General features: G+C 64.4%; 23 protein-coding genes. 16 read left to right on the plus strand and 7 right to left on the minus strand.

Annotated elements, in window-relative coordinates:
* Positions 1-8: 8 nt before the first annotated feature.
* The 6 genes from uppS to FNJ84_RS05665 all read left to right on the plus strand — a co-directional run bounded on the left by uppS (position 9) and on the right by FNJ84_RS05665 (position 7,231).
* A complete protein-coding gene (gene uppS / locus FNJ84_RS05640; protein WP_255471061.1) occupies positions 9-728 on the plus strand; it encodes a polyprenyl diphosphate synthase in 720 nt (239 codons plus the stop codon).
* Positions 729-772: 44 nt separating this feature from the next.
* The gene (locus FNJ84_RS05645; RefSeq protein WP_255471062.1) at positions 773-1,555 is read left to right on the plus strand and encodes a phosphatidate cytidylyltransferase; all 783 of its coding nucleotides are present in this window, start codon (positions 773-775) and stop codon (positions 1,553-1,555) included.
* Positions 1,556-1,559: 4 nt separating this feature from the next.
* The gene (gene dxr / locus FNJ84_RS05650) at positions 1,560-2,717 is read left to right on the plus strand and encodes a 1-deoxy-D-xylulose-5-phosphate reductoisomerase (RefSeq protein WP_143792037.1); all 1,158 of its coding nucleotides are present in this window, start codon (positions 1,560-1,562) and stop codon (positions 2,715-2,717) included.
* Positions 2,714-4,045 (plus strand): RIP metalloprotease RseP, encoded by a 1,332-nt coding sequence (rseP, locus tag FNJ84_RS05655; RefSeq protein ID WP_143792038.1) that lies wholly within the window; start codon positions 2,714-2,716, stop codon positions 4,043-4,045. The genes dxr and rseP overlap by 4 nt, the downstream gene beginning before the upstream one ends.
* Before the next feature lie 106 nt (positions 4,046-4,151).
* Positions 4,152-6,500, plus strand: a complete 2,349-nt coding sequence (bamA, locus tag FNJ84_RS05660) for an outer membrane protein assembly factor BamA (RefSeq protein WP_143792039.1) — start codon at positions 4,152-4,154, stop codon at positions 6,498-6,500.
* Entirely contained in the window at positions 6,500-7,231 is a 732-nt protein-coding gene (locus tag FNJ84_RS05665) for an OmpH family outer membrane protein (RefSeq protein WP_143792040.1), read from the plus strand. Before bamA ends, FNJ84_RS05665 begins: the two co-directional genes overlap by 1 nt.
* Here the strand turns inward: FNJ84_RS05665 and FNJ84_RS05670 are convergent.
* Positions 7,228-8,166, minus strand: coding sequence for a nucleoside hydrolase (locus FNJ84_RS05670; RefSeq protein WP_143792041.1), 939 nt, complete (start codon positions 8,164-8,166; stop codon positions 7,228-7,230). The two genes, FNJ84_RS05665 and FNJ84_RS05670, sit on opposite strands and share 4 nt — an antisense overlap.
* Positions 8,167-8,304: 138 nt before the next feature.
* Here FNJ84_RS05670 and FNJ84_RS05675 point away from each other — a divergent pair, with 138 nt between their 5' ends.
* The 6 genes from FNJ84_RS05675 to FNJ84_RS05700 all read left to right on the plus strand — a co-directional run bounded on the left by FNJ84_RS05675 (position 8,305) and on the right by FNJ84_RS05700 (position 14,753).
* On the plus strand, positions 8,305-9,219 hold the full coding sequence (locus FNJ84_RS05675; RefSeq protein ID WP_185968432.1) for a MoxR family ATPase: 915 nt from the start codon (positions 8,305-8,307) through the stop codon (positions 9,217-9,219).
* Complete coding sequence (locus tag FNJ84_RS05680) at positions 9,219-10,448, plus strand: VWA domain-containing protein (RefSeq protein ID WP_143792042.1); 1,230 nt, start codon at positions 9,219-9,221, stop codon at positions 10,446-10,448. The genes FNJ84_RS05675 and FNJ84_RS05680 overlap by 1 nt, the downstream gene beginning before the upstream one ends.
* 119 nt (positions 10,449-10,567) lie before the next feature.
* Positions 10,568-11,029, plus strand: a complete 462-nt coding sequence (locus tag FNJ84_RS05685; RefSeq protein WP_143792043.1) for a carbon monoxide dehydrogenase subunit G — start codon at positions 10,568-10,570, stop codon at positions 11,027-11,029.
* A gap of 39 nt (positions 11,030-11,068) precedes the next feature.
* A complete protein-coding gene (locus FNJ84_RS05690) occupies positions 11,069-11,566 on the plus strand; it encodes a (2Fe-2S)-binding protein (RefSeq protein ID WP_143792044.1) in 498 nt (165 codons plus the stop codon).
* A 15-nt stretch (positions 11,567-11,581) separates the two neighbouring features.
* Positions 11,582-13,942 (plus strand): xanthine dehydrogenase family protein molybdopterin-binding subunit, encoded by a 2,361-nt coding sequence (locus FNJ84_RS05695; protein WP_143792045.1) that lies wholly within the window; start codon positions 11,582-11,584, stop codon positions 13,940-13,942.
* Positions 13,943-13,955: 13 nt separating this feature from the next.
* Positions 13,956-14,753, plus strand: coding sequence for a xanthine dehydrogenase family protein subunit M (locus FNJ84_RS05700; RefSeq protein ID WP_143792046.1), 798 nt, complete (start codon positions 13,956-13,958; stop codon positions 14,751-14,753).
* A 93-nt stretch (positions 14,754-14,846) separates the two neighbouring features.
* Here the strand turns inward: FNJ84_RS05700 and kdsA are convergent, their stop codons facing one another.
* A complete protein-coding gene (kdsA, locus tag FNJ84_RS05705) occupies positions 14,847-15,692 on the minus strand; it encodes a 3-deoxy-8-phosphooctulonate synthase (protein ID WP_143792047.1) in 846 nt (281 codons plus the stop codon).
* A gap of 218 nt (positions 15,693-15,910) precedes the next feature.
* Between kdsA and FNJ84_RS22325 the strand changes: the two genes are divergently transcribed.
* The gene (locus tag FNJ84_RS22325; RefSeq protein ID WP_255471063.1) at positions 15,911-16,042 is read left to right on the plus strand and encodes a hypothetical protein; all 132 of its coding nucleotides are present in this window, start codon (positions 15,911-15,913) and stop codon (positions 16,040-16,042) included.
* A gap of 121 nt (positions 16,043-16,163) precedes the next feature.
* Positions 16,164-16,412: a hypothetical protein gene (locus FNJ84_RS22170; RefSeq protein WP_143792048.1), complete on the plus strand. Its 249-nt coding sequence runs from the start codon at positions 16,164-16,166 to the stop codon at positions 16,410-16,412.
* A 279-nt stretch (positions 16,413-16,691) separates the two neighbouring features.
* On the opposite strand, the gene FNJ84_RS05715 is transcribed toward FNJ84_RS22170, so the two are convergent.
* The 5 genes from FNJ84_RS05715 to FNJ84_RS05735 are packed head-to-tail and all read right to left on the minus strand — an operon-like array spanning position 16,692 to position 21,871.
* Entirely contained in the window at positions 16,692-17,522 is an 831-nt protein-coding gene (locus FNJ84_RS05715) for a sulfite exporter TauE/SafE family protein (RefSeq protein WP_143792049.1), read from the minus strand.
* Positions 17,523-17,525: 3 nt separating this feature from the next.
* A complete protein-coding gene (locus FNJ84_RS05720; RefSeq protein ID WP_143792050.1) occupies positions 17,526-19,316 on the minus strand; it encodes a gamma-glutamyltransferase family protein in 1,791 nt (596 codons plus the stop codon).
* A gap of 25 nt (positions 19,317-19,341) precedes the next feature.
* Positions 19,342-20,109, minus strand: coding sequence for a LamB/YcsF family protein (locus tag FNJ84_RS05725; RefSeq protein ID WP_143792051.1), 768 nt, complete (start codon positions 20,107-20,109; stop codon positions 19,342-19,344).
* Positions 20,109-21,125: a biotin-dependent carboxyltransferase family protein gene (locus tag FNJ84_RS05730; RefSeq protein WP_143792052.1), complete on the minus strand. Its 1,017-nt coding sequence runs from the start codon at positions 21,123-21,125 to the stop codon at positions 20,109-20,111. Before FNJ84_RS05730 ends, FNJ84_RS05725 begins: the two co-directional genes overlap by 1 nt.
* Positions 21,122-21,871: an allophanate hydrolase subunit 1 gene (locus tag FNJ84_RS05735; protein WP_185968434.1), complete on the minus strand. Its 750-nt coding sequence runs from the start codon at positions 21,869-21,871 to the stop codon at positions 21,122-21,124. Before FNJ84_RS05735 ends, FNJ84_RS05730 begins: the two co-directional genes overlap by 4 nt.
* A 194-nt stretch (positions 21,872-22,065) precedes the next feature.
* Here FNJ84_RS05735 and FNJ84_RS05740 point away from each other — a divergent pair, with 194 nt between their 5' ends.
* Both FNJ84_RS05740 and FNJ84_RS05745 read left to right on the plus strand, forming a co-directional pair.
* Positions 22,066-23,070 (plus strand): hypothetical protein, encoded by a 1,005-nt coding sequence (locus FNJ84_RS05740; RefSeq protein WP_143792054.1) that lies wholly within the window; start codon positions 22,066-22,068, stop codon positions 23,068-23,070.
* A gap of 194 nt (positions 23,071-23,264) precedes the next feature.
* The gene (locus FNJ84_RS05745) at positions 23,265-25,424 is read left to right on the plus strand and encodes a malate synthase G (RefSeq protein ID WP_143792055.1); all 2,160 of its coding nucleotides are present in this window, start codon (positions 23,265-23,267) and stop codon (positions 25,422-25,424) included.
* Positions 25,425-25,514: the final 90 nt, after the last annotated feature.

Here is a 25,514-nt window from a genome sequence, read left to right on the forward strand (position 1 = left end):
AGACAGGCATGCCTATCCGATCCGGCGACGACCAGCCGCTGCGCCATGTGGCGATCATCATGGACGGCAATGGCCGTTGGGCGACGGAACGCGGCTGGCCGCGTCTGGTCGGTCATCGGCGCGGGGCCGAGCGGGTCAAGCAGATCGTGCGGGCCTGCCCCGATCTGGGGGTCAACTGGCTGACCGTCTATGCCTTTTCGACCGAAAACTGGAAGCGTTCGGCCGAGGAAGTGCTTGGCCTGATGAAAATTTTTCGCCGCTATATCGAGCGCGAGGCCGATGGCCTGTCGGCCGAGGGCGTGCGGATGCGTTTCATCGGCGACCGCGAGCGGCTGGACCAGAAGTTACAGGACCTGATGCGCGGGATCGAGGCGCGGACCGCCTGCAATGCCCGGCTGAACCTGACTGTGGCGATCAATTACGGCGGCCGCGACGAACTGGTGCGTGCCTCGGCCCGCCTGGCTCAGCAGATCGCCTCGGGGCAGCTGGGCGATCGCCGTCCGACGGAACGCGATTTGCAGGATTGTCTGGATACGGCCGGCCATCCCGACCCCGATCTGGTGATCCGCACCTCGGGCGAGACGCGGACCTCGAATTTCCTGCCCTGGCAGGCGGCCTATGCCGAATATGAATTTACCCAGACCCTTTGGCCTGATTTCACGCCCGACACGCTGGCCGAGATCCTGGACCGTTTCGGCCTGCGCAAGCGGCGCTTCGGAGGGGTATGACGGGGGGCGCGCAATCCGGCCGCTGGTCTGATCTGGGCCGGCGTATGACTTCGGCTGCGATTCTGCTGGGAATCGGTCTGGCGCTGGCGCTGTCGACCGGGGTGACGTTGCGGTTGTTCATGTCGGCATTCGTGGCGCTGACCTTTTGGGAGCTGGCCAATATGACCGGCTGGCGCCATCCCTCGATGCATGAAACCGTGTTTGGCCGTTTGCGCCCCATCGTGCTGGCCGCACTGGCGGGGATATCGCTGATGATCGCGCTCAGCACCTATTCCCACTGGGGACTGCTGGCGCTGGCAGTGCCGATTCTGGCGGGGCTGCCCGGTGCGATTGCCCGCGATCGCTTGACCTATGCGGTATTCGGGCTGGCCATCCTGCTGGTGGGCTATGGCGTTGTCGGCATGCGCGAGCAATACGGGCTGGGCTTTGTGGTCTGGCTGATGGGTGTTGTGTTTCTGTCCGATATTCTGGGCTATTTCGCCGGCAAATTCTTTGGCGGTCCGAAGTTCTGGCCCCGGCTCAGCCCCAAGAAAACCTGGTCGGGCACGATTGCGGGCTGGGTCGGTGGCGCCGTGCTGGGGCTGGTGCTGTGGCTTAGCGGGCATGGCGATCCGGCGCTGATCTGGGTGTCACCTCTGGTGGCCTTTGCCGGGCAGATGGGCGACATCGCCGAAAGCTGGCTGAAGCGCCGGGCCGGGGTCAAGGACAGTTCCAACCTGATCCCCGGACATGGCGGCTTCATGGACCGTTTCGACGCGGTTTCCGGCGCGGTTCTGGCGGTTCTGGCCATTGCGGCACTGGTGCATATTCCCGAACTGGTTTTCTGACAAGATGCGCAGCATTTCCATCTTTGGCGCGACCGGCTCGGTCGGGGAAAGCGGTTTTGACCTGCTGATGCGCGCGGGCGGCCCCCAGGCCTATCGCACGGTTGCACTGACCGGGGGGCGCAATGTCGCCCGGCTGGCGCAGATGGCGCGGGCCCTGCAAGCTGAAATCGCCGTCACCGCCCATGAGGAGGAATTGCCCGCCCTGCGTGACGCGCTGGCCGGGTCGGGGGTTCAGGCCGCCGCAGGCACCGCCGCGCTGATCGAGGCAGCCGCGCGGCCCGCCGACTGGACCCTCTCGGCCATTGTCGGCTCGGCCGGTCTGGCGCCGGGGCTGACGGCCCTGCGGCGCGGCGGCACATTGGCCCTTGCCAACAAGGAATCGCTGGTCTGTGCCGGGGCGCTGCTGCATGGCGTCGCCCAGATCGGTGGCGCAAGAATTCTGCCCGTCGATTCAGAACATTCCGCCATTTTTCAATCCCTTGGTGCGGAAAACATCGAAAATGTCGAACATGTGACCATTACCGCATCTGGCGGCGCCTTCCGCGACTGGCCGGTCGAGCGGCTGGCGGCGGCGACCGTGGCCGAGGCCTCGACCCATCCCAATTGGCAGATGGGTCAGCGCATCACAATCGACAGCGCCAGCATGTTCAACAAGGCGATGGAAGTTATTGAGACGCATGAATTTTTTGGATTGTCTGCGGATAAGATCAAGGTGCTGGTCCATCCCGAATCCATTTTGCATGCCATGGTGACGCATAAGGATGGCGGCACCATTGCCCATCTTGGCCCGCCCGATATGCGCCATGCCATCGGCTATGCGCTGAACTGGCCGCATCGGCAGCCCCTGCCTTTGCCGGTGCTGGATCTGGCCGCGGCCGGCAGCCTGAATTTCCGCCAGCCCGACGAAAACCGCTGGCCGGCGCTGCGTCTCGCGCGCGAGGTCATCGCGGCGGGCGGGGCGGCGGGGACGGTGTTCAACGCCGCCAAGGAACAGGCGCTGGATGATTTCATTGCCGGGCGCATCGCCTTTACCGAAATGGCCCCGCGCGTCGAGGCGACACTGGACCGCATGGCGGGCGAGCCCCATTTCGGGGATGAACCGGGCGATCTGCCCACTGTTCTGGACTGGGACCGCGCTTCACGAAAGGCCTCTGCCGCATGACCGATCTGATCCCGCAATTTGGCAATACGCTGTATACGCTGGTCGCCTTTATCCTGGCGCTGTCGATCATCGTGACGGTGCATGAATTCGGCCATTACATCATCGGCCGCTGGTCCGGTATCAAGGCCGAGGTCTTTTCGGTGGGTTTCGGTCCGCGGCTGTTCTCGCGCCGGGATAGGCATGGCACGCTGTGGCAGGTGGCTGCGGTGCCCCTGGGCGGCTATGTGCGTTTTCTGGGCGACGAAAACGCAGCCAGCGCCGGGCCGGGGCGGCAGGTTGATCCGGCGCTGCGCCGGCAAACGCTGGCCGGCGCGCCGCTTTGGGCCCGCTTTGCCACGCTGCTGGCGGGGCCGGTATTCAATTTCATCCTGTCGATCCTGATTTTCGCGGGTTTTGCCATTTTCATGGGGCTGCCCCGCGATCAGGTGGTGGTCGGCCGGATCGCGCCCATGCCGCCCGAGGTGACCAGCGAATTGCGCCCCGGCGATCAGGTGCTGGGGATCGGCGGGGTGCCGGTCGCGGGCTGGGCCGATATGCGGCGGGTGATTGATCAGGTGCCGCCGGCGCCGGTGCAGGACTGGCTGGTCATGCGCGATGGCGAGGAGCTGACAGTCCCCGGACCTGACCCGATGCCGCCGCGCGTCTCCGGCGTGGGCGCGCGCAGCGCCGCCGCAGATGCCGGCATCCGGCCCGATGATGTGATCCTGTCGGTGGACGGGGTGGCCGTGACCCGGTTCGACCAGATCGCCAGCAAGGTGGCCGAGGCCGAGGGCCGGCCGCTGGACCTGGCCGTCTGGCGCAGTGGCGACGGCACGTTGAGCTTCACTCTGACGCCCAAGCAACAGGATTTGCCGGCAGTCGGCGGCGGGTTCGAGCGGCGCTGGCTGATCGGCGTTACCGGTGGTGATGGCTATTTCACCCCGGCCACCCGCAGCGCCGGCCTGTTCGAGGCGCTGTGGTTGGGCGCAGAGCGGACCTGGTCGGTGATCACCATGTCCTTGTCGGGTCTGTGGGCGATGATCTCGGGGCAGATCGACAGCTGCAATCTGGGCGGCGCGATCTCGATTGCGCAGACGACGGGGCAGGCGGCCAGCGCGGGTGGCGCAAGTTTCATCACCTGGATCGCGTTTCTCTCTGCGGCCATCGGTTTTCTGAACCTGTTGCCGATCCCGGTTCTGGATGGCGGGCATCTGATGTTTTACAGCTACGAGGCCGTGACGGGCCGCCCGCCTTCGGATCGGGCGCTGAACCTGCTGACGGCCTTGGGCTTCGCCACTGTCATCGCCTTGATGATTTTCGGCCTCACCAACGACCTTTTCTGCCCGTGAAGGTGACTGCGCTTTTGACAGTCGCGGCGAAACGGGGTTAGAGCATTAACAAAAGCAAGGCGTCCGATAAGTGGCGCGCACAGGCTGGAAATCGAGAGGGGCGGCAATGACACGCAAACTGGGAACGCGCGCAGTGGCGCTGATGACGGCGCTGGCGATCGCCACGCCAGTGGGGATGGTGGCGACACCGGCCTCGGCCTATACCTTCACGGATGTGCGCATCGAGGGGGCCGAACGGGTCGAGGCGGCGACCATCCTGTCCTTCGCCAATATCGCACGCGGGCAAGAGGTCTCGGCCGGCGAGGTGAATGATGCGCTGCAACGGTTGCAGAATTCGGGCCTGTTCGAGACGGTCGAGGTCATCCCGCAGGGCAATACGCTGATCATCCGGGTCAGCGAATATCCGACGATCAACCAGATCAGCATCGAGGGCAACCGCCGCATCAAGGACGAGAATCTGACCAGCGTGATCCAGTCGCAGGCCCGCCGCGTCTATCAGCCCAGTCAGGCGCTTGCCGACGCCAACGCCATCGCGCAGACCTATGCCGCGCAGGGCCGGCTGGCCGCCCGTGTCGATCCGCGCATCATCCGGCGCAGCGGCAACCGCGTCGATCTGGTGTTCGAGGTCCGCGAGGGCGATCTGACCGAGATCGAGCGTATCGGCTTTGCCGGCAACCGCGCCTTTTCCGACCGCCGCCTGCGGCAGGTGCTGGAAACCAAGCAGGCCGGTATCCTGCGCACCTTTATCCGCAGCGATACCTTTGCGCCCGAGCGGATCCCGCTGGATGAACAGCTGCTGACCGATTTCTACCGCTCGCGCGGTTATGCCGATTTCAAGGTGCAGGCGGTGGCACCGGAAATCGCGCGTGAACGCGACGCCTTCTACATCACCTTCAATATTCAGGAAGGTCCGATGTACCGCTTTGGCAATGTCGATACGGTTTCGGAAATCGCCGGTGTCGAAGCGGGGATGTTCGCGGCACAGAACCGTGTGCGCACGGGCGCCGTCTATAACCCCGCCGTGATCGACAATACCATCCGCCGGATGGAAACCGTGGCCATTGAGCAGGGGCTGGATTTCGTCAGTATCGAGCCGCGCGTGACCCGCAATCCCGGTTCGCAGACGCTGGATCTGACCTTTGCGCTGACCCGTGGCCCGCGCATTTTCGTCGAACGCATCGACATCGAGGGTAACACCACCACGCTGGACCGGGTGATCCGCCGCCAGTTCCGCACGGTCGAGGGCGATCCCTTCAACCCGCGCGAGATCCGCAACAGCGCCGAGCGTATCCGCGCGCTTGGCTATTTCAGCGATGCCCAGGTCGAGACCCGTCAGGGCAGCAGCGATCAGCAGGTCATCGTCGATGTGAACGTCGAGGAACAGCCCACCGGCTCGCTGTCTTTCGGGGCCAGCTATGGCCAGAACTCGGGCGTCGGTTTCAACGCCGCCCTGACGGAACGCAACTTCCTGGGTCGTGGCCAGCAGGTTTCGGTGGCGCTGTCGACGGCCAAGGGCGACCAGCAGGCCGAGTTCAGCTTTGCCGAACCCTATCTGCTGGGGCGCGACCTGCGCTGGCGGCTGTCGGGCGGCTATGTCGAGACTGAACAGCTGAACTCGAAATACGATACCCGCTCGACCAGCATCGGCACGGGGCTTGATTTCCCGGTCTCGCAGAATGGCCGTCTGGAAGTGCGCTATCGGCTTAGCCGCGATGCGATCCTGAACGTCGCCGATGGCATCCCCGACGAGGATGAAGATGTCGAAGCCCGCAGCTCGTCGCTGATCCTTGATGACGAGGGCACGCTGATCACCTCGGCGATCGGTTACAGCTATACCTATGACAGCCGGATCACCGGACTGAACCCGCTGACCGGCTACAAGCTGACCTTCAGCCAGGATTTCGCGGGTCTGGGCGGCGATGTGAAGAACGTCAAGACCAGCGTTCTGGCCGGGCTTGAAAGCCGCGCCTGGCGCGAAGAGGTGACGCTGCGGGCCGAGTTCGAGGCCGGGGCGATCGTCAGCTATGGCGATACCAATACGCGGATCATCGACCGCTATCGCGGCAACAGCGGCAGGGTTCGCGGTTTCGAGCCGAACGGCTTTGGTCCGCGTGATCTGGAGGCCGAGAACGAGGATGCGCTTGGGGGCAACTATTTCTGGGCGCTGCGCACCGAAGCGCAGTTCCCGCTTGGCCTGCCCGAGGAATACGGCATCTCGGGTGGTCTGTTCGCCGATGTCGGCTCGGTCTGGGGGCTGGACAACACCACCGCCTATACCCCGGCGGGCGATGCCTATGAGGTCGACGACAGCATGAAGGTGCGTGCATCCATCGGCGCCTCGCTGTTCTGGACCACGCCGATCGGACCTCTGCGCTTCAACTTCTCGAAAGCGATCAAGAAGGAAGATTACGACAAGGAACAGAACTTCGACCTGACCATCTCGACCAACTTCTGATGCTGGCGCGCGGCCTTGTCGTGCTGTGCCTGTCCCTGCTGATCGCGGGGCCGGGCGCCGCGCAAGAGGCGCCGCCCCTGCCGGGAATCGAGCCGCGAGCCCCGCGTGCATCGGGTGATGCTGCCGCCGATCCACCCTCGCAGATCGTCGAGGATCAGCCCCAACAAAGCCCGGTGGCGCAAATTGCCGCGCCGGTGCTGACGGTCGATCAGGAATTGCTGTTCAGCGGTTCGGCCTGGGGCAAGCGGGTGCAGGCCGAACTGGATGCGGCGGGTCAGCGGCTGGATGAGGAAAACGACCGGCTGTATAATCAGCTGGCGTCCGAAGAGGCAGAGCTGACCAGCCTGCGCAAGACCCTTGACCCGGACGAGTTTCGTCAGCGCGCCGACGCTTTTGACATTCGTGCGACCCAGATCCGCCGCGAATTTGCGCAATCGGTCGACGATCTGAATACCGATGTCCAGAACGAGCGGGCGACATTCTTTCAGGCGGTCGGCCCGATCATGGGCCGGCTGATGCAGGAACGTGGCGCGCTGGCGGTGCTGGATCGTCGTACGGTGCTGGTGTCGGTCAGCAGCATCAATATCACCCCCGACCTGATCGACCGGATCGACGTCGAACTGGGCGATGGTGCCGATCTGGCCCAGACCCGCCCCGCCCCGGCCCAGGAAACCGACACCGCCCCGGTCGCGGAAGAAACCGCCCCGCCGGCGCCCGGAAGCAGCGATTAGGGCAGCCGGGCGATGCGGTCACCGATCAGGGCAAACAGCCCGTCGCGGTCGACATGGCGCAGGAACAGGGCGTTTTCCGGCCGGCCGGTGACGCGCCAGTAATCGGCGACCGTCATGCCCAGGGTGAAGGTGCCGGCGGTCTCGATTTCCACATTGATGCGGCGGCCCTGGAACAGATCGGGCCTGATCAGCCAGGCGATCGTGCAGGGATCATGCAGCGGCGCGCCCTTGCTGCCGTATTTTTCCTTGTCGAAGCGTTCGAAGAAATCGGTCCAGCTGGCCACGGCGGGGCCGCAGCGATTGGGCAGGGCGCGCATGGCCTCGACCCAGGCCGCCGAGGTCATCGCCTCATGCGTCACATCCAGCGGCAACATCACGATGGGCAGGCCAGAGGCAAAGACTTCGGCGGCTGCTTCGGGATCGACATAGATGTTGAACTCGGCCGCCGGGGTGATGTTGCCGACCTCGAAATAGGCGCCGCCCATCAGCACGATTTCCTGAACGCGGTTGATGATGTCAGGGGCGCGGCGAAAGGCCTCGGCGATATTGGTCAGCGGCCCGATGGGCACCAGCGTGACCGTGCCCGCAGGCTCGGCCCGCAAGGTGTCGATGATGAAATCAACGCCGTGACGATCTTGCAGCGGCAGCGTCGGTTCCGGCAGGGTGATGCCATCGAGGCCGGTCTTGCCGTGGACATGTTCGGCCGTGACAAGCTTGCGTGCCAGCGGCGCATCGCAGCCGGCAAAGACCGGGACGTCGCCCCGCCCGGCCAGTTCAAGGATCTTGCGCGCGTTCAGCTGGGTCAGCGGCAGCGGCACATTGCCGGCAACGGCCGTCAGGCCCAGAACCTCGACTTCGGGGCTGGCCAGCGCCAGCAGGATCGCCACGGCATCATCCTGCCCCGGATCGGTGTCAATGATGATCTTGCGTGCCATGGTCGATCCCCCGTTTTCGTATCAAACGCCCATATCGACGCATTGCTGCCCGCGACGCAAGCCCCTGCGACCAATGGACAGGGGCGGCCCATCCGCGTTACCGGTTAGGATGACCCGAACAACAGGCGGAGGGGTGATTTGAACAACCTGCCCACCAGCATCGACACGACCATCGGCCTGCTAGGCGGTCAGAACTATATCTGCGGGCGCGATCTGGGCACGGTGGCCTTTCTGGCGCTGACCCTTGGCAAACCCTTGTTTCTGGAAGGCGAGGCCGGCGTCGGCAAGACCGAGATTGCCCGCGCGCTGGCTGCGGCGCTTGGCCGGCGGCTGATCCGGCTGCAATGCTACGAGGGGCTTGATGCCTCGACCGCGATCTATGAATGGAATTTCGCCGCCCAGATGGTCGCCATCCGCACCGCCGAGGCCGCAGGCCAGACCGACCGTGCCGCCTTGCAGGACGAGCTTTTCTCGGATGCCTATCTGATCCGCCGCCCGCTTTTGCAGGCGCTGGAACCGCAGCCCGAGGGCCCGCCTGTGCTGCTGATCGACGAGATCGACCGCACGGATGAACCTTTCGAGGCCTTTCTGCTGGAGATGCTGTCCGATTTTCAGGTCACCATCCCCGAGCTTGGCACGATCAAGGCCAAACAGCCGCCGATCGTCATCCTGACCTCGAATCGCACGCGCGAGGTGCATGACGCGTTGAAGCGGCGCTGCCTGTATCACTGGGTCGACTATCCCGGTTTTCAGCGCGAATTGTCGATCCTGCGGGCACGGGTGCCGCAGGCCAGTGAAAAACTGTCGGCCGAGGTGGTCGCCTTTGTCCAGAACCTGCGGGCCGAGGATCTGTTCAAAGCGCCGGGCGTGGCTGAAAGCATTGATTGGGCGCGGGCGCTGGTGGCGCTGGATGCGGTGGCGCTGTCACCCGATCTGGTGACCGACACGCTTGGCGCGGTGCTGAAATATCAGGATGACATCGCCCGGATCGCCGGGGCCGAAACAACGCGGTTGCTGGATCAGACAAAGGCGCAGCTGGCGGCGGTCGAATGATGTCAGGCGGACCCGCCCGGACTGCGCCCGACGGGCGGCTGGTCGAGAATATCGTCCATTTCGCCCGCGCCCTGCGCAAGGCCGGGGTCAAGCTGGGCACGGCGCAGGTCGAAACCGCGATCCGCGCTCTGGAGGCGGCGGGCTTCACCCGGCGTGTCGATTTCTACTATGTGCTGCGCGCCACCATGGTCACGCGGGCCGATGATTTGCAGATCTTTCATCAGGTTTTCGCGATGTTCTGGCGCGATCCGCAATTTCTTGAATCCATGCTGCACATGCTGTCGCCGAAGCTGCGCGAGGACAAGCCACCCTCACCGAAGCCCGCCGCCCACAGACGCGCCGCCGACGCCATGGGCGACATGCCCGAGCGTAATCCCCGCGACCTGCCCGAACGGCAGGAACTAGAGCGTGATGCGCTGTTAAGCTGGTCCGACAACGCCGTCTTGCGGCGGATGGATTTCGAACAGATGAGCAGCGCCGAACTGGCCGAGGCCCAATCCGCCATTCGCCGCCTGACCCTGCCGGTGCCGCCGGTTCTGACCCGACGGATGCGTCCCGATCCGCATGGTGCGCGCCCCGATCCCCGCGCCACCCTGCGCGCTGCCCTGCGCCGGGGGGGCGAGATCGGCCGCATCGCCCGCCGCTCGACCCTGCGGCGGCCGCCCGATCTGGTGGCGATCTGCGATATTTCCGGGTCGATGTCGGTTTATTCACGGCTGCTGCTGCGCTTTCTGCATGCGCTGGCCCATGCACCCGGACGCCAATGGGGGCGGGTCAGCGCCTTTACCTTCGGCACTCATCTGACGAATGTGACCCGCGCCCTGCGGCAGGCCGATCCCGATCTGGCGCTGGCGGCGATCGGGGCCGAGGCCGATGACTGGCAGGGTGGCACCCGCATTGGCGAGGCGATTGGTCGCTTCAACAAGGATTGGTCGCGGCGGGTGTTGGGGCAGAATGCCGTGGTTCTGCTGATCACCGACGGGCTGGAACGCGGTGATCCGGCGCAATTGGCGGCGCAGATGCAGCGCCTGTCGCTGTCGGCGCGGCGGCTGATCTGGTTGAACCCGCTGCTGCGCTTTGACGGATTCCAGCCCCGCGCCGCTGGCGTCAGGGCGATGTTGCCGCATGTGAGCAGCCTGCATGCCTGTCACTCGCTGGACAGCCTTTCGGCGCTTAGCGATGCGCTGACAGAGCCGGGTTTGCGCGACCGGCTGCTGCATCAGGTCTGATCCGCGGGTCTATACGACCAATTGCCAGTTTGCCGCCCGGCCAAAAACCTTGCGTTGTGGGCATCGCCCGATAAGCTTGGCGGGCATGGCATACCCGGTTCCTGAGGAGGACAGACCGCATGGATATGACTGGCGAATTTCGGATTTCCGCCCCGCGCGACGTTGTCTGGCAGGCCCTGAACAGCCCCGACGCGCTGCGCGCCTGCATCCCCGGCTGCGAGGCGCTTGAGAAGACCTCGGATAACGGGTTCAGCGCGACGGTGATGCAGAAGATCGGCCCGGTGAAGGCGCGCTTCAATGGCGAGGTGCAGCTGGAAAACATCAATGCACCCGAAAGCTATACCATCCGGGGCGAGGGCAAGGGCGGCGTGGCCGGGTTTGCCAAGGGCGGTGCCGATGTGCGCCTGGCCGAGGATGGTGGCGACACCGTCCTGACCTATACCGTCAATGCCCAGATCGGCGGCAAGCTTGCCGCGCTTGGCAGCCGTCTGATCGAGTCGACCTCGAAAAAGCTGGCGGCCAAGTTCTTCGAGAATTTCCAGACCTACATAACCGAGGGCGGGGCAGGGCGCATGTCCTGAACCCGGCCCAACCATCAGACGACCCTAGGGAGAAGCAAGATGACCAAGGTGAGCATGAAGGTGAACGGCAAGGCGGTCAGCCGCGATGTGCCGGACAACACGCTTCTTGTCGATTTTCTGCGTGAACAACTGCGCCTGACCGGCACGCATGTCGGCTGTGACACGACCCAGTGCGGGGCCTGCGTGGTGCATGTGAATGGCAAGTCCATCAAGTCCTGCACCCAGCTTGCCGTCTCGCTGGCGGGCGCCGAGGTGACCACCATCGAGGGCATCGCCAACGGCGCTGACCTGCACCCGATGCAGGTGGCCTTCAACGACCATCACGGGCTGCAATGCGGTTTCTGCACGCCGGGTATGATCATGACCGGCATCGACATGGTGAACCGCTATCAGGCGCAGGGGCGCGAGCTGACCGAAGAGGCCATCCGCTTCGAGCTTGAGGGCAATATCTGCCGTTGCACGGGATACCACAACATCGTCAAGGCCATCGACGCCGCCGCTCAGCAGATGTCCGGCATGGCCAAGGCCGCCGAGTAGGGAAGGGATCAGTCAATGAGCACCGGAATCGGCGCGCGCGTAAAGCGCAAGGAAGACAAGCGGTTCACCACCGGGCAGGGCCGCTATACCGACGATGTGCGGGTGGATAATCAGGCCTATGCGGTCTTTGTCCGCAGCCCGCATGCCCATGCCAAAATCACTGGCATCGACAAATCCGAGGCCGAGGCGATGGATGGCGTGATCGCCGTTCTGGACGGCCATCAACTGACCGGCGACGGCATTGGCAACCTGATCTGTGGCTGGGCGGTCAGTTCCAAGGATGGCAGCCCGATGAACATGGGCGCCTGGTCTGCGCTGGCGACCGATACGGCGCGCTATGTCGGCGATGCAGTCGCCGTCGTGATCGCTGACAGCCGCCAAGAGGCCCGTGACGCGGCCGAGGCGGTGGTGGTCGATTACGAGGAACTGCCCGTGGTCGTCACCTCGGACAAGGCGCTGGAATCCGGTGCGCCTCAGATCCACGACAATGCGGCGGGCAACCTTTGCTTTGACTGGGAAATCGGGGATGAGGCCGCCGCCGACAAGGGGCTGGCCGAGGCCGCCCATGTCACCCAGATGCGGATCGTGAACAACCGGCTCAGCCCCAACCCGATGGAACCGCGTTCGGCCGTGGCGATCTATGATTCAGCCGAGGAACATTACACGCTTTATACCACCAGCCAGAACCCGCATGTCGCGCGGCTGGTGCTGTCGGCCTTTTATAATGTCGCGCCCGAACACAAGCTGCGGGTGATCGCGCCCGATGTGGGCGGTGGCTTCGGGGCCAAGATCTATATCTACCCCGAGGAAATCACCTGCCTCTGGGCCTCGATGAAAACCGGGCGTTCGGTGAAGTGGACGGCGGACCGGTCCGAGGCTTTCATGACCGATGCCCATGGCCGCGACCATATCACCAATGCCCGCATGGGCTTTGACCAGAATGGCAAGATCACCGGCTTCAAGGTCGATACGCTGGCCAATCTGGGGGCGTATATGTCGCTGTTTTCCAGCGCCACGCCGACTTACCTCTACGCCACGCTGTTGTCGGGGCAGTATGACATTGCCAACATCTATGGCAATGTGAAGGGCGTCTATACCAACACCGTGCCCGTCGACGCCTATCGCGGTGCGGGACGGCCCGAGGCCAGTTTCCTGGTCGAACGGATGATGGAAACCGCCGCGCGCGAGATGGGGATGGACCCGGCAGAGTTGCGGCGCCGCAACTTTATCGGCAGCTTCCCGCATCAGACGCCGGTGATCATGACCTATGACGCGGGCGATTTCGCCGGCAATCTGGACATGGCGCAGAAGGCCGCCGATGTGGCGGGCTTCCCGGCCCGCCGCGCCGAGGCCGCCCAACGCGGCAAGCTGCGGGGCCTGGGTTATTCCTGCTATATCGAGGCGTGCGGCATCGCGCCCTCGGCTGCCGTCGGCAGTCTGGGCGCGGGCGTCGGCCTGTGGGAATCGGCCGAGGTGCGGGTGAACCCGGTCGGCACGATCGAGATCCTGACGGGCAGCCACAGCCACGGGCAGGGGCATGAGACGACCTTCAGCCAGATCGTCGCCGAGCGATTCGGCCTGCCCATCGAGAATGTCTCGATCGTGCACGGCGATACCGACAAGGTGCAGTTCGGCATGGGCACCTATGGCTCGCGTTCCGGCGCGGTCGGCATGTCGGCCATCGTCAAGGCGATGGACAAGGTCGAGGCAAAGGTGCGCAAGATCGCGGCGCATGTACTGGAAGCCAGCGAGGATGACATCGTCATCGAAAACGGCGCGGTGAAGGTCGCGGGCACCGACAAGCAGATGCTGTGGCACGAGGTCGGGCTGGCGGCCTATACCGCCCATAACCTGCCTGCAGGGATGGAGCCGGGCCTGAAAGAAACCGCCTTCTATGACCCGGTGAACTTCACCTTCCCCGCTGGATGCTACATCGCCGAGGTCGAGGTCGATCCCGAAACCGGCGTGACCAAGGTTGTCCAGTTCACCGCAGCCGATGATTTCGGCACCATCATCAACCCGATGATCGTCGAGGGGCAGGTGCATGGCGGTGCCGCCCAAGGGATCGGGCAGGCGATGCTGGAGGGCGTGGTCTATGATCAGGACGGACAGCTGCTGACCGGTTCCTATATGGATTACTGCATGCCGCGCGCCGATGACGTGCCCTTCTACACGATCGAGCACAACAAGACCGTCTGTCCGGGCAACCCTCTGGGCATCAAGGGCTGTGGCGAGGCCGGGGCCATCGGCACCCCGCCCGCGATCATCAACGCGATCACCGATGCGATTGGCAATAACGACCTTCAGATGCCGGCCACGCCGCTGAAGGTCTGGACCGCCCTGCAAGCGGCTGCAAAGCCCATGGCGGCGGAATAGGGGAGGCGACGTCATGTATCAGACCAAATATCACAAGGCCGCCAGTTTCGATGATGCCGTAGCGGCGCTTGGCGCGGCCGAGGATGGCAAATATCTGGCCGGTGGCCAGACCCTGCTGGCCACCATGAAGCAGCGCCTGGCCGCGCCGACCGATCTGGTCGACCTGCGCGGGATCGACGGCATGGTGGGCATTTCGGTCGATGGCGACAGCGTCACCATCGGTGCGGCCACCACCCATGCCGAGGTGGCCTCGAACGCGGCTTTGCGGGCGGTCATTCCGGTTCTTTGCGATCTGGCGGTGCTGATCGGGGATCCGGCGGTGCGCCACATGGGCACCATCGGCGGCTCGCTTGCCAATAACGACCCGGCGGCGGATTACCCGGCCGCCGTTCTGGGCCTGAATGGCACCGTCATCACCAACCAGCGCGAGATCCCCGCGGACGAATATTTCGAGGGGCTGTTCACCACCGCGCTGGACGAGGGCGAGATCATCAAGGCCGTGCGCTTCCCGAAGCCACGCCGCGCCGCCTATCAGAAATTCCCCAACCCGGCCTCGCGCTTCGCGCTGGTGGGCGTGCTGGTGGCTGACACGGGCGACGGCCCGCGCGTTGCGGTGACGGGCGCGGGTTCCGATGGGGTATTCCGCGCAGAAGCGCTGGAAGAGGCGCTGGCAGGGGGCTTCTCGGCCGCCTCGCTGGAAGGCGCCAGCGTGGATAGCGATGGGCTGATGGGGGATATCCATGCCACCCCGGAATATCGCGCGCATCTGATCGGAGTGCTGGCGAGACGCGGAGTTGCCGCGGCGGGCTGAGGCCAGCTCAGCAGAAACCGGATGCCGGGCCAAAAGCCCGGCATTCTTCGATACGCCGTCAGGTTCTGTCGGGCTGCAAAATGCCCGCGATGGTCATCGGATGTCCAGCGGCGGCAACGATTTCACAAGGTCATCCACGGCCTTCATTTGCGACAGGAAGGCCGGCAGCTGGTCCAGTGGCAATGCACTTGGGCCATCGCATTTGGCATGGTCTGGATCAGGATGCGCCTCCAGAAAAAGCCCGGCAATGCCGACGGCCAGACCGGCACGACCAAGTTCCGCGACCTGATTGCGCCTGCCGCCTGACGCATTTGCGCTGGCGTCACGCATTTGCAGGGCATGGGTCACGTCGAAGATGATCGGCGCATCCTTGCTGTTGTCACGCATGACCCGGATTCCCAGCATATCGACCACAAGATTGTCATAGCCAAAGCAAGATCCCCGTTCACAAAGCAGGACCTTGTCATTCCCGCATTCGTTGATCTTCTCGACAAGATTTCGAACCTGACCGGGGCTCATGAACTGTGGCTTCTTGACATTGATGACCGCGCCGGTTTGGGCCGCCGCGGCGACCAGATCGGTCTGCCGCGCAAGAAAAGCAGGAATTTGCAGGATGTCGCAAATCTCGGCGACAGGGGCGGCCTGACTTGGATCGTGGATGTCGGTGATGACGGGAACCCCGAAGGTTTCCTTGACCTCATTCAGCACCTTCAGACCTTCGTAAAGGCCCGGACCACGAAACGAATGAATGGAGGAACGGTTTGCCTTGTCGAATGAGGCCTTGAAGATGAACGGCATGTTCAGCTCGCCGGTGATTTTGACGAAGCGTTCGGCGGCCGTCATGACAAGATCGCGCGACTCGATAACATTCACGCCGCCGATCAGGGTCATGGGGCGGGTGTTGCCGATCACGAGGTTTTTCAGATTCACATCGCTCATGAGGCGCTTCCTTTATAAGATCGTGGATATGATGCAGCTAGGTTTTCGGCGGCAAATACGCAACAGCAAGGGGACTGCGCCGGCGAAGCGCCCCTTTCGGAACGAACCAAAAGCCAAACCCGCAGGAAGGGCTTACCCCGAAAGCAGATCCATGAACATACGAAGCGCTGTCACCAACAGGAAACCCACCGAAGGCCAGGTGCAGCGGATCGAATGGCGTGGTCCGCGCCGATGCCCTGGAGGATGCCTTGGCGGGCGGCTTCTCTGCGGCCTCGCTGGACGGGGTTGGCGTAAACCGCGACGGGCTGATGGGGAAATCCATGTCACCCCGGAATATCGCGCGCATATGATTGGCGTTCTGGTCAGGCGCGGGGTCGCAGCGGCTGGTCAAGAGATTGCTCTGAAAATAAAATCCGGGCGTGAGGCCCGGCATTTCTTTTGGCAAATCACCTGGGCCGCGCGCGTGTAGCCATGCGGGGGCTAGCGATATTCTTCCCCTTCTGCGCCATAGATTCCGGCGTCCAGATCCTTGGCAAGCTGGCGCAGCAGGATGCGAAGAAAGCTGTCCGGCTGGTCGAAGTCGTGTGTGGCGTTGATCCTGGCCGTGCCATCATCGCTACATCGGAAGGCATGCACCCAGCTTTGGCTTTCCTCAAGCCAGATCTCTGCATCACCTGCCGAACCTACACGGCTGATCCGCTGCCCGTTTGCGGGTTCTGAACCGCGATTTCGGCCTCTTGGGAAAGCCGCACAAGCGGATGCTTCTCGACAGCGCTTTGCCATTGCTGAAGGCTGATCTGCGAACCAGAATTTCGCGATAAACGCAGAGAATATCCCATGATTTTCGCCCGCTATTTTGTTTCTCCGGCGGGTCAGATCAGATTTCCGTCGCCGTCGCAAAGGTCAATTGCCCCTGTTTTCCGCAAAGCGGGGCGCGGCAGGGTCTTGCGACATCAGTTTTCGCGGGTCCCATGACAGCCATGACCCCTGGCAGAAGCGTCAGCCTGAAAACAGGTCCATGAACATGCGCAGCGCTGTCACCAGCAGGAACCCTCCGAAGGCCAGCCGCAATGTCCGGCGCGGAATGGAATGTGCCAGCTTTACGCCCAGCTGCGAGAAGGTGGTGGTCAGCGGCGTGATCACCGCCGCCGCCAGCAGGTTGACATAGCCAAGCGAGAAGGGCGGCAACCCATCCACCCCCAGCCCGGTCCCGGCATAGATGATCGCCCCCGGCACCCCGATCAGAAAGCCGATGGCCGCCGAGGTGCCGACCGCGCGGCGGATGTCATAGCCGAGGAAGTTCAACAAAGGCACGCCGATGGTGCCGCCGCCAATGCCCATCATCGCGCTTAACGTGCCGGTGATCACGCCGAAGAACGCCCAGACCGGCTTGCTGAACCCGCGCGGCTGCGGATCGGCGCGTCCCTTGCGCAGGATCATGTCCGCCGACACGATCAGCGCCACGGTCGCAAAGACCGCCACCAGCACATTGCCCGAGACATAGCCCCCCAGCAGGCTGCCCACGACCACACCCACAAGGATCGAGGGCGCCCAAAGCCGCAGCAGCTCCATGTCGATGGCGCCCTTGCGGTAATGCCCCCAGCTTGAAGCCAGCGAGGTGAAAACGATCGTCGCCAGCGAGGTGCCGACGGCGATCTTCATGGCGATATCGCCCTCCATCCCGGTCAGGGTCAGGGCGAAATACAGGGCCGGGACGATGACGATGCCGCCCCCTACGCCCAGAAGCCCGGCCAGAACGCCGCCTGCGATACCCGCGCCAATGGCGACGGCAGCCAGTTCCAGCAATGTGCCGGTGGTCAGCCCGTCCATGTCCTAGCGGCCCACCGCATATGCTTGCATCAGTCGCGGCGTGGCGGCGGCGGTCAACAGCCCGTCAGGGTCGCGCCGCGCGGCGGTCAGCCGACCGATGGCCCAGGGTTGGGACACGGTGACCCGATGGCCGCGCGCCCGAAGATCGGCAATGACCGCCTCGCCAATATCGGGTTCGATCAGCATCTCGCCCGGCTTCGCCTCGCGCGGGTAGAAGCTGGATTGGAAATGCAGGCTGTGGAACAGGGGGGAATCCATGCCTTTCTGCATGTCCAGCCCGTGATGGACGTAACGCAGGAACCAGATCAGCTGCCATTGGTCCTGCTGGTCGCCGCCAGGCGTGCCAAAGGCGATACGGGTGCCATCCTTTTCCGCCAGCGAGGGCGTCAGCGTCGTGCGTGGCCGCGCGCCGGGTTTCAGCGAGGTGGGCAGGCCCTCTTGCAGCCAGAACATCTGCGCCCGGCTGTTCAGCGGGAAGCCCAGCCCCGGCACCACCGGGTTCGATTGCAGCCACCCGCCCGAGGGCGTAGCGCTGACCATATTGCCCCAACGGTCGATCACATCGAGATGCACGGTATCGCCCCGGCGCTCGGTCAGATGCGCCATGGTGGGTTCACCCGCGCTGACCCCGCGGGCGGCGGCGAAATCGCGGGCGGCGCGGGCGATGGCGGCATCGGCCAGATGTTCCAGACCGGGCAGCCGGCCGGGGCGCTGTTCCAGACTGGCCTGCGGCCCGATCAGCCGGGCACGCTCGGCCCCGTATTCGGGGGACAGCAGCACATCAAGGGGAATGTCGAAATGCGCGGGATCGCCGTAATAGGCCTCGCGGTCGGCATAGGCCAGTTTCATCGCCTCGATCACGGTATGGACGAAATTGGCGCCCATCGGATCCATCGCGGCGATGTCGAAATTGCGCAGGATCTGCAAGGCTTGCAACAGCACCGGCCCTTGCGACCAGGGCGCGGTCTTCATTACCGTCCAGCCGTGATAGTCGATGCTGACCGGGGCCTCCCATCTGGCCTGCCAGCCCGCCATATCGGCGCGCGACAACACGCCTGCATGGGCAGCGCCCGAGACGTCCATCACCTTTGCCCCGTCCAGATAATCGCAGATCGCATCGGCGATGAAGCCCTGCGACCAGATGCGGCGGGCGGCGTCGATGCGCGCCTCGCGGCTGTCGCCCTGTGTCTCGTCGACAAGGCGCTGCCAGGTGGCGGCCAGATCGGGGTTCCTGAACAGCGACCAATCGGCGGGCGGCTGCCCGCCCGGAAGCCAGGTGTCAAAACTGCTGGGCCATTCCTCGCGGAAGAAGCCGGCGATCCCCGCAATGGTTTTCACCACGGCAGGCAGGATCGGATGGCCGTCGCGGGCATAGCCGATGGCGGGTTCCATCACCTCGGCCAGTTCCATGCTGCCATGGTCGCGCAACATCAGCATCCAGCCATCGAAAGACCCCGGCACCACGGTCGCCAGCAGGCCCGATCCGGGGATCAGCCCGTCGCCGAAGAACTGCCGGTAATGGTCCATCGTCGCGCCGGCCGGCGCCACGCCCTGCGCGCAGAGAACCTTGGTTTCACCCGTTTCGCCGATATGGACGATCGCCGGCAGATCGCCGCCCGGCCCGTTCAGATGCGGCTCGACAACTTGCAGGACCAGCCCTGCGGCAACGGCCGCGTCAAAGGCATTGCCGCCGCGTTCCAGCATCGCCATGCCGGCGGCCGAGCCAAGCCAATGGGTCGAGGTGACGGTGCCGAAGGTGCCGCGAATATCGGGGCGGGTGGTGAATTGGTTCATGGATTCCTGCTTTCGGTTCGTCGGATCAGGCGGTCGCGCCCGAGAACTGCCGCACGGCAATGCCCGAGCCAGTCAGGTGATCGCGCACCGCCGCCGCGATGGCCACCGCGCCGGGGCTGTCGCCATGCACGCAGATGGTGTCGATCCGGCAAGGGATGCGCTTGCCGCTTTCGGTGATGATGCCGCCGGCGCGGATCATGTCCTCCATCCGCTTGCCGACGATGGCCGGGTCGTGCAGCACCGCGCCGGGCTTGCTGCGATCGACCAGTGTGGCATCGTCATTATAGGCGCGGTCGGCAAAGATTTCGTTGGCATAAGCCGCGCCCAGTTCGCGGGCGACGGCCTCAGAGGCGGTGGCGGCCAGGGTGACAAGGATGATCTGCGGATCGACCCGCAAGGCGGCGCTGTAACAGGCGCGGGCGATGTCGGCATCCTCGCTGGCCATGTTGGCGACCGCGCCATGCAGCTTCAGATGCCGCACCGCGCCCCCGGCCAGTCGCGCCATGCCCTGCGCCGCGCCCAGCTGATAGGCGACCATATTGCCCAGCTCTTCGGCTGACAGTTTCATCCTCCGGCGGCCAAAGCCCTGAAGATCGGCAAAGCCCGGATGGGCACCAATGCCCACGCCGTTTTCCGCCGCACGCCGCATGGTCGCCGCCATCACATCGGCATCGCCCGCATGAAAGCCGCAGGCGATATTGGCCGAGGTGATGATATCCAGCAGCGCCGCATCGTCGCCCATGCGCCATGGCCCGAAGGATTCCCCCATATCCGAGTTCAGATCCACCTGCATCAGCCGTCCTCCAGTTCATCCCCTCGGGTTACACCGCCGACCAGCTGAAAGCCCAACAGATCGGGTATCATGGCTGGGTCGCGCACCAGATTGCGGCAGCGCCCGGCTGTTTCTCGTAACAGTTGCGCATCGCTGCGGTAAAGCGCATCGGCCTGATCAAGGCTCAGCCGCAAAAACTGGATCTGCCCGCCCGGCGGTGTTTGGGCGATCTGGGCCAGATCGGTCGGGATCACCGTGCCGATGCGGGGATAGCCGCCCATGGTCTGACATTCCGCCAGCAGCACATAGGGCACACCGTCGCCGGTCATCTGCACATCCCCCGGTCCCACCATCTCGGATGCCAGCCCGCCGGCCTGGTCCGAGGCAAACCGCGCCTCGGCATCCAGCCGCACACCCTGGCGATTGCCGCGCGGGGCGCGGGTGAACCGGGTTTCGACGAAACTGGCCAGGGTTTCGGGGGTGAACAGCGCGGTCTGCGGCCCGTCGATGATACGGATCAGGCCGCCGCGAAAGCGGTTTGAGACCTCAATGATGCGCGCGGGCGCCTCGGGGTCGGGATCGGTCCCAAGCGGCAGGCGGTCACCTGCGGTCAACATGCCGCCAAGCCCGATGTTCAGATGGGCCGCGCGACTGCCCAGCCAGGGGGGCGTGGCAATTCCACCCGCAGGCGTCAGATAGCTGAAGGCACCCGATTGTGCGCCGCCGATCCGCAAGTGCTGCCCCGGTTCGATCCGGTGACTGGCCTGCCATTGCAGGGGGGCGTCGTCCAGCGTGGCGGTCATGGGCGCGCCGGTCAGGGCGATGCGCATGGGTTTGGTGGTGGCAAAGACGCCGCCTGCGCCCGCCATCTCGACCCCGGCGACGACGGCGTTCAGACCCAGCAAGGCCGCCGCCTCGATCAAGGCCAGCCGGTCCATCGCGCCGCCCCGTGACAGGCCTTGCGCGATATGGCCCGGACGTCCGTGATCCTGCACGCTGAGCAGCCCATCTGCCCGGATGACTTGCAATTCGTTCATCCCAGAACCTCAAGCCGCGCGCCACCCAGCCCGTCATCACGGGCCATCAGCCCGTCCAGCTGGTCAGCCGCGACAGCTGCATAGCGGATGGCATCGCCGGCCCGCAGCGGCATCGGATCCTGACGATCCGGGTCGAAGGCGCGAAACCCCGTTCGTGCGATCTGGCGCCATCCGGTTGCAGAAGCTGCGGTGAACATGACCAGCTGGCGCACGGCTGATACGACCGCCCCGGCCGGGACCATCGGATTCAACTCGCTCATCCGGGGCAGATTCCACGGCTCGGGCAGCAGGCCGATATAGGGCTGGCCAGGGGCGTATCCGATCGCCAGAACGCGCAGATCGGCTTGGCACAGCTGGTCCACCGCGGCCTGTTCCGACAGGTCGATGGCACGTGCGATCTGGCCCAGTTGCGGGCCGTGTTCGCCACCAAAGGCCGCGGGAATGGTCCAGCGCCGCGCAGGGGCGGGCAGGGCACGCGGATGCGCTGCCACCGCCTGCGCGCGTGTCAGCGCGTCCCGCATCAATGCCGCTCGTGCGATGATCGCGGCGTCAAAGCGCATCAGAACCGAGACAAGTCCCGGCGCGATCTCGGTCACGCCCTGCGGCGCATCGCCCGCCAGATCGGCGGCCAGCAACTGCGCGGCGGCCATCGCCCGAGGCTCTGGGTTCAGCGAGAAGCGGATGACCACGCCATCCAGCCCGGCTGGCAAGGCTTCGGGGACAAGGATCGGCATGTCATCGGGCATTCGGCTATCCTTCGGACCCAGGCCGTGGTCTGGCGGCATCCTGCGTCGCAATCTGCAACATGTGCAAGCCGCAGCATGGATATTTGCCGCAAATCGTCTGGGCGGAAACCTTTTGTCAGGTATTTCATCGTATTCCTGGTCAGGCCCGGAGATTTCAGCCGGGAACAAAGGCATCGAAAACGGAGGCGCCGCCCATGTTCAAACCCGCGCTGACCCAAAATGTTCTGGCAGGTGCCGCCGACCGTCCGGCCGCATCGGATTATTTCTATCTTGAGGGGCGGACCATCGCCACGCCGGTCTTCAGAATCCTGCTGTGGTGCGATGGTCACTGGCGGGACCGGGCGAATCGGCAGGCGATGCTGGGGGTGTTCGACCTGTTCTGCCTGCGATGGTCCGGCCAGTTCCACAGTCTGACGCGGGCGAGTGCCGATCAACCGCCACGCACCTGCCCGAACACCGATGCATCACTTGCGGCCCTGCGTGCGGAACTGGCTGCGGGCACCGCGCGCATGGATAGCGGCATCCGTCTGGCGGGCTGGACAGACAGCCCTCATTTCATCGAATCCGCGCCCTGTCTGCGGCTTGGTGAGCTTGGCGATCTGGCGTTTCTGGCGCTGGAACTGCCGCCCGACGCAGATGATCTGGTGGACTTTACCGATCAGGTGACGGAATTTGCTTCGGCCATGTCATTGCGCTGTGGTGTTGCAGGGTTCGGATATTTTCTGCCTGACTATCTGGAAAGCCTGGTCTTTGCCTTGCCGATGGCCATGGCACGGACGAATGCCGCCATTGAGGTGACGCCACGCTGTGTCGCTTTCTGTATCATGCCGCAGGCCCTTGCAACGCAAGACGTCGACGAGGATCCCCCGGTTGCTGTCGGATTGGCTGATATCGGCTGGCGCACGCTGATCGGCGCGGGCTTCCGTGACCGGCTGCCGGATCTGTCGATGCTGGCGAAAGGGGGGGATGTGGCCGTTGACCGGCGTGGCGAGCTGGTGGTCGTGACCGCCGGTGATCGGCCCGTTTGGGGCAGGGTCCTGCCGCAAGAGGACATTGCACCCTATCAGCGTGTTGCCAAGGCGCTTGGCCCATTGCGGATCAGCCCGCGCCTGGCGCAGCGGCACCTGTTTGGTGGCGACAATGGCGACCCCGAGCGGAATGACAGGGTGCAGGCCTATCTTAACCGTCTGGATGATTGATGGTGGCCAGACCCCAAATCGGCGCGGCGGCGTCCGTCGCTTTGACCGCCATCCATTCTTGGTCGGGCCGGCGGCTCTTCTGCACTTGAGGCGGGGCGCGCTGGGGACTAGATACCCCCAATGTCAATGAACTGGTTGACGAAATCGCCTGCTGGTTGGCGGTATCGGATCTGACAATGCTGTGCGGAGGTATCATGACTTCATATGTTTCGCGACATGGGCTGGAGGTAGCCGCACCGCTTGCCGAACTGATCGAGACCCGGATTCTGACCGGCGTGGATGCCGATGCGTTCTGGTCCGGTTATCATGCGCTGCTGCGCGATCTGATGCCGGAAAATGCCGCATTGCTGGACCGGCGCGCCGCATTGCAGGCCCGGATCGACGACTGGCATGTCGCGCATCGTGGGCAACCCCATGATGCCCAGGCCTATCGGCAATTCCTGACGGAAATCGGCTATCTGGTGCCGGCACCAGAGCATTTTTCCCTTGGAACCACCAATGTCGATGCTGAAATCACCTCGACTGCGGGGCCGCAGCTGGTTGTTCCGGTCATGAACGCGCGCTTCGCGCTGAATGCGGCGAATGCACGGTGGGGATCGCTTTACGATGCGCTCTACGGCACTGACGCGATTGCAGGTGCGCCACAAGGCAAGGGTTTCGATGCAGCGCGGGGCGCGGAGGTGATTGCCTGGGCGCGGGCGCATCTGGACAGGGTTGCGCCGCTGGCAAGCGGCAGCTGGGCTGATGTCACGGCGCTGGATCTGCTGGACGGCGTGCTGCGCGTCACGAACGCCGCAGGGGCAACCGGCCTCGCCGATTCTGCCCAGTTCGCAGGCCATGCGGAGGCAGGTGATATCTTCTTGCGGGTCAACGGGCTGCTGATCCGGCTGGTGATAGACCCGACATCCACCATCGGCAGGAACGATCCGGCGGGGATCGCCGACATCCTGCTGGAAAGCGCTGTCACGGCAATCCAGGATTGCGAGGATTCGGTGGCCGCCGTCGATGCCGAGGATAAATGCCTGGTCTATGCCAACTGGCTGGGCCTGATGCGCGGAGATCTGGCCGAGACCTTCGAGAAGGGCGGCAAGACGCTGACCCGGCGGCTGAATCCCGATATCGACTATATTGATCCCATGGGCCGGTCGGTCAGCCATCCGGGCCGGGCACTGCTTCTGGTGCGCAATGTGGGCCATTTGATGCAGACCGACGCGGTCCGCATGGATGGGCGGGATACACCCGAAGGCATCATGGATGCCGTTGTCACGGTCGCCGCCGCCATGCATGACCTGAACCGGTCCGAGGGGCCGCGCAACAGCCGCAGGGGCTCTGTCTATGTGGTCAAGCCCAAGATGCACGGCCCCGACGAGGCCGCCTTTGCCGACAGGCTCTATGGCCGGGTCGAGCAGTTGCTTGGCCTGCCGCGCAACACCGTGAAGCTGGGCGTGATGGACGAAGAGAGGCGAACTTCTGCCAATCTGGCGGCCTCGATCGCGGCGGTCCGGGACCGGTGCGTGTTTATCAATACCGGATTTCTGGACCGCACCGGGGACGAGATCCATACCTCGATGCAGGCCGGCCCGATGGTTCCCAAGGGCGAGATGAAATCCGCCGCGTGGCTTGGCGCATATGAGGATGGGAATGTCGATACCGGCCTGGCAAACGGCCTGGCGGGGCACGCCCAGATCGGCAAGGGGATGTGGGCCAAGCCCGACGCCATGGCCGACATGCTGCGCGAGAAGATTGCCCATCCGCAAGCTGGCGCCAACACTGCCTGGGTGCCTTCGCCAACCGCCGCAACATTGCATGCGACCCACTACCACCTTGTTGACGTGACCGGGGTGCAGCGTGCGCTTGCCGACCGGGCACCAGCGTCGCTGGACCAACTGCTGATCCTGCCGCTGCTGGGCGGGCGCAATCTTTCCGACGACGAGGTCCGGCGCGAACTGGACAATTCCTGCCAATCCATCCTGGGTTATGTCGTGCGATGGGTCGATCAAGGTGTCGGCTGCTCGAAAGTGCCTGACATCAACGACGTCCCCCTGATGGAGGATCGCGCGACGCTGCGGATCTCGGCCCAGCATCTTGCCAATTGGCTGCTGCATGGGCTGTGCAGCATCGAGGATATTGATGCCGCGCTGCGCCGCATGGCGCCCAAGGTGGATGTCCAGAATGCGGACGACCCGGCCTATCAGCCAATGGCGCCCGGTTTTGACGGTGTGGCCTTCCTGGCTGCGCGCGATCTGATCTTGCAGGGCGCGACCCAGCCCTCGGGCTATACCGAGCCACTGCTGCATGCCGCCCGCCGCAAGGCGAAGCGGCAGCAAGCCATGGCTTCGGCTGCGGTCGGCTAGGGGTTGGCGTGGCACTTGCCGCCATCTCCAGGGGATCGGCCGTGATCACTGCCGTGGGCCCGTCGCAGCGTGACCGGCGACATCGGCGGT

The organism is Paracoccus sp. M683 (assembly GCF_007096355.1).
Taxonomy (GTDB): Bacteria; Pseudomonadota; Alphaproteobacteria; order Rhodobacterales; family Rhodobacteraceae; genus Paracoccus.

Excerpts from the sequence above, each read along its gene's own strand:
- uppS (WP_255471061.1), top strand. The coding sequence starts at position 9 with ATGCCTATCCGATCCGGCGACGACCAGCCGCTGCGCCATGTGGCGATC.
- FNJ84_RS05645 (WP_255471062.1), top strand. The coding sequence starts at position 773 with ATGACTTCGGCTGCGATTCTGCTGGGAATCGGTCTGGCGCTGGCGCTG.
- dxr (WP_143792037.1), top strand. The coding sequence starts at position 1,560 with ATGCGCAGCATTTCCATCTTTGGCGCGACCGGCTCGGTCGGGGAAAGC.
- rseP (WP_143792038.1), top strand. The coding sequence starts at position 2,714 with ATGACCGATCTGATCCCGCAATTTGGCAATACGCTGTATACGCTGGTC.
- bamA (WP_143792039.1), top strand. The coding sequence starts at position 4,152 with ATGACACGCAAACTGGGAACGCGCGCAGTGGCGCTGATGACGGCGCTG.
- FNJ84_RS05665 (WP_143792040.1), top strand. The coding sequence starts at position 6,500 with ATGCTGGCGCGCGGCCTTGTCGTGCTGTGCCTGTCCCTGCTGATCGCG.
- FNJ84_RS05670 (WP_143792041.1), bottom strand. The coding sequence starts at position 8,166 with ATGGCACGCAAGATCATCATTGACACCGATCCGGGGCAGGATGATGCC.
- FNJ84_RS05680 (WP_143792042.1), top strand. The coding sequence starts at position 9,219 with ATGTCAGGCGGACCCGCCCGGACTGCGCCCGACGGGCGGCTGGTCGAG.
- FNJ84_RS05685 (WP_143792043.1), top strand. The coding sequence starts at position 10,568 with ATGGATATGACTGGCGAATTTCGGATTTCCGCCCCGCGCGACGTTGTC.
- FNJ84_RS05690 (WP_143792044.1), top strand. The coding sequence starts at position 11,069 with ATGACCAAGGTGAGCATGAAGGTGAACGGCAAGGCGGTCAGCCGCGAT.
- FNJ84_RS05695 (WP_143792045.1), top strand. The coding sequence starts at position 11,582 with ATGAGCACCGGAATCGGCGCGCGCGTAAAGCGCAAGGAAGACAAGCGG.
- FNJ84_RS05700 (WP_143792046.1), top strand. The coding sequence starts at position 13,956 with ATGTATCAGACCAAATATCACAAGGCCGCCAGTTTCGATGATGCCGTA.
- kdsA (WP_143792047.1), bottom strand. The coding sequence starts at position 15,692 with ATGAGCGATGTGAATCTGAAAAACCTCGTGATCGGCAACACCCGCCCC.
- FNJ84_RS22170 (WP_143792048.1), top strand. The coding sequence starts at position 16,164 with ATGCGGGGGCTAGCGATATTCTTCCCCTTCTGCGCCATAGATTCCGGC.
- FNJ84_RS05715 (WP_143792049.1), bottom strand. The coding sequence starts at position 17,522 with ATGGACGGGCTGACCACCGGCACATTGCTGGAACTGGCTGCCGTCGCC.
- FNJ84_RS05720 (WP_143792050.1), bottom strand. The coding sequence starts at position 19,316 with ATGAACCAATTCACCACCCGCCCCGATATTCGCGGCACCTTCGGCACC.
- FNJ84_RS05725 (WP_143792051.1), bottom strand. The coding sequence starts at position 20,109 with ATGCAGGTGGATCTGAACTCGGATATGGGGGAATCCTTCGGGCCATGG.
- FNJ84_RS05730 (WP_143792052.1), bottom strand. The coding sequence starts at position 21,125 with ATGAACGAATTGCAAGTCATCCGGGCAGATGGGCTGCTCAGCGTGCAG.
- FNJ84_RS05735 (WP_185968434.1), bottom strand. The coding sequence starts at position 21,871 with ATGCCCGATGACATGCCGATCCTTGTCCCCGAAGCCTTGCCAGCCGGG.
- FNJ84_RS05740 (WP_143792054.1), top strand. The coding sequence starts at position 22,066 with ATGTTCAAACCCGCGCTGACCCAAAATGTTCTGGCAGGTGCCGCCGAC.
- FNJ84_RS05745 (WP_143792055.1), top strand. The coding sequence starts at position 23,265 with ATGACTTCATATGTTTCGCGACATGGGCTGGAGGTAGCCGCACCGCTT.